Annotated in this window: 6 protein-coding genes and 2 tRNA genes; 3 read left to right on the top strand and 5 right to left on the bottom strand. The window is 45.8% G+C overall.

Translation table 11 applies throughout. The features are described 5' to 3' along the window. From QZ506_RS20385 to QZ506_RS20380, 3 genes are all read right to left on the bottom strand, one after another. Nucleotides 1-144: transposase (locus QZ506_RS20385; RefSeq protein WP_291973508.1), on the bottom strand; the 144-nt coding region annotated here is incomplete at its 3' end. A gap of 114 nt (nt 145-258) precedes the next feature. Then, complete coding sequence (locus QZ506_RS21745) at nt 259-357, bottom strand: DUF1870 family protein (protein WP_367273047.1); 99 nt, start codon at nt 355-357, stop codon at nt 259-261. Nucleotides 358-730: 373 nt separating this feature from the next. Further along, nucleotides 731-958: a hypothetical protein gene (locus QZ506_RS20380; protein ID WP_291973506.1), complete on the bottom strand. Its 228-nt coding sequence runs from the start codon at nt 956-958 to the stop codon at nt 731-733. Nucleotides 959-1,067: 109 nt separating this feature from the next. Between QZ506_RS20380 and QZ506_RS20375 the strand changes: the two genes are divergently transcribed. Beyond that, nucleotides 1,068-1,141, top strand: a tRNA-Cys gene (locus tag QZ506_RS20375). Between the two features lie 6 nt (nt 1,142-1,147). Then, nucleotides 1,148-1,234, top strand: a tRNA-Leu gene (locus QZ506_RS20370). 213 nt (nt 1,235-1,447) lie between these two features. On the opposite strand, the gene QZ506_RS20365 is transcribed toward QZ506_RS20370, so the two are convergent. After that, entirely contained in the window at nt 1,448-1,696 is a 249-nt protein-coding gene (locus QZ506_RS20365; RefSeq protein ID WP_291973504.1) for an ogr/Delta-like zinc finger family protein, read from the bottom strand. Between the two features lie 61 nt (nt 1,697-1,757). After that, entirely contained in the window at nt 1,758-1,943 is a 186-nt protein-coding gene (locus QZ506_RS20360) for a hypothetical protein (protein WP_291973510.1), read from the bottom strand. Here QZ506_RS20360 and QZ506_RS21740 point away from each other — a divergent pair. Further along, the coding region (locus QZ506_RS21740) for an IS1 family transposase (RefSeq protein ID WP_367273048.1) at nt 1,863-2,025 on the top strand (163 nt) is incomplete at its 3' end. The genes QZ506_RS20360 and QZ506_RS21740 overlap by 81 nt on opposite strands.

The following is a 2,025-nucleotide window of genomic DNA, read 5'->3' as shown; positions in this document are numbered from 1 at the left end:
ACCTGAGCACAGAATCCAGAACATACCATTGATGATTTTACGATGTTCTGCCCATGGACGTCCGGCACGTGGTATTGCTGGTTCAGCAGGCAGTAAAGACTGGATGATCATCCATGCTTCATCGGGAAGGTCGTAGCGAGTCATAGTTCAATATACTGTGGAAACATACGGTTACTATAACTCAGGCAATTAAGGGACACAGCCTAGTGTGTCAATAACCGCTGAAGGTATTGGCTGCGAGCCACTTTCCCATAAACGCTAGGTTTCGCTTTCAGTACCGTTAGCAATATAGGTGGCCGCTTTATCAACACTCATAAAAAAAAGTTGATGTAAGGCTTGTAGCTCTAAAGGATTCATCATAATGCGACTCCACAACGCAACGAATTATGCTGCTAGTAAATAACATTATTGCTTATTTATCGGCTTGATTATTGTCACACTATTTTGCGCAACATTGTTTATTTGCAGTGGTATCCAGGTTGGCGCGATCTTTGCGTTGTGTTAGTGCGTGATAGCTGGACATAGCAAAGAGGGAGAACCGGTGCTTGACTGATCAATTCTGGCGAGGGGTGAACAGCCACAAGTGTTCAATATGGCATAGACGACTTTCTTAGCAACTTTCTTTACTCGATGATTGAACATGTTACTTAACCACAGCAACGGTTACTGGCGGCTACCTGGTCGACCTCACTGAAATTGCTGGTGCAGTATCAACCACCAGTCGCCTGGTTTACTGGTGGTGGTGGATATTGTACGCTTTTGTCGCTGTCCGGCATTTACGCTGAGCTAGGATAATGATGTTACCGCGGTCTGGGCGGGTGAATATTTGCCGACTAAACAGCCATTTTGCTGATAAATGCAGCGAGAGTTGTAAATAATGAGCTGCCGTGTTGAGCTTTTGAGCGTTTGGTTTTATCCCGGCGACAAAGGGCTTGCCATCAGCACGTAACCAGTCCATAATGGCGTCCATTCCTGAAACGGAAATGAAAAAATATTATTTAATCAATATGTTACAAGTGAAAGCTTATTGATATGACCTGAAGTCTTGGGTTAGTAGGCAGAATAAAGGCGCGTTGGCAGAGTGGCCATGCAGCGGATTGCAAATCCGCCTACCTCGGTTCGAATCCGGGACGCGCCTCCAATTTTCGCCCGGGTGGTGAAATCGGTAGACACAAGGGATTTAAAATCCCTCGGCGTACGCGCTGTGCGGGTTCAAGTCCCGCCCCGGGCACCATCGTTTAATTTAATAAAAACAATTAGTTATAAATACTATTACGCCACCGCAAGGTGGTTTTTTTTGTTTTTTAAATTATCTAGTGGCAGCAGAGTGGCGGCATCGGTTTTGCGTGGTTCAGATTCGGATTAGCAGAGTAGGGCGCATTATTAACCCACTGTGAACAATTTAAACAGCAAAAAGCCCCGCGATTGATAATTGCGGGGTTTTTCGTTACAGCGCCAAATTTAACTGATACCGCCCATAATGCGATGTTGGAAACGCATCTTGCGGGATAAAGTCAGGCGGCAATGGTGCGACGCCAGCGCGCTTTGTTACCTCCCTTTCCACGCTGTTAAGCGTGGTAAATGACCGGCTACACTCCAGATTTTGGCACTGGTGATATTGCCGGATTGTCATATCTGTGATTTTACGGCTGGTACGGGTGCGGGCCATAGCGCCGCAAAATGGACATCTGAACATGATGATGGCTCCCCTGCGGGAGTTGAACTCACTGTTATTCTATTCACTTTCTGCAATCCAGTCAGATATTTTTGCTTTCAGCTCCAGAAGCGTGGTAAAACCGCTGGGTAGTGTATTCAATATGTTGATTGCAGAGTGAAATGTCCTGTTTTTGATGTGGAATACAGTGGCTAAAGTTGATGTAAGACGCCCGTTTTGTGAACAGACATCTCCTGTGAAAAAATACGGTTATGGCAAAAGTGGCCATCAGCGTTACCGTCGTCAGTCATGCAAACACGGATGGCTACAGGGCTTACAACGACGAACTTCCAAGAGTAAAACACATTGTT

Origin of the sequence: Candidatus Symbiopectobacterium sp. (genome assembly GCF_020054415.1) — a bacterium.
GTDB lineage: Bacteria > Pseudomonadota > Gammaproteobacteria > Enterobacterales > Enterobacteriaceae > Symbiopectobacterium.
The sequence above is the reverse complement of the archived record's forward strand: the minus strand, read 5'-3'. Positions and strand labels throughout refer to the sequence as shown.

Bases quoted from the DNA above. Each gene is read 5' to 3' on its own strand.
- QZ506_RS20360 (WP_291973510.1), bottom strand. From the start codon at position 1,943: ATGGCCACTTTTGCCATAACCGTATTTTTTCACAGGAGATGTCTGTTC.
- QZ506_RS20365 (WP_291973504.1), bottom strand. From the start codon at position 1,696: ATGTTCAGATGTCCATTTTGCGGCGCTATGGCCCGCACCCGTACCAGC.
- QZ506_RS21745 (WP_367273047.1), bottom strand. From the start codon at position 357: ATGAATCCTTTAGAGCTACAAGCCTTACATCAACTTTTTTTTATGAGT.
- QZ506_RS20380 (WP_291973506.1), bottom strand. From the start codon at position 958: ATGGACTGGTTACGTGCTGATGGCAAGCCCTTTGTCGCCGGGATAAAA.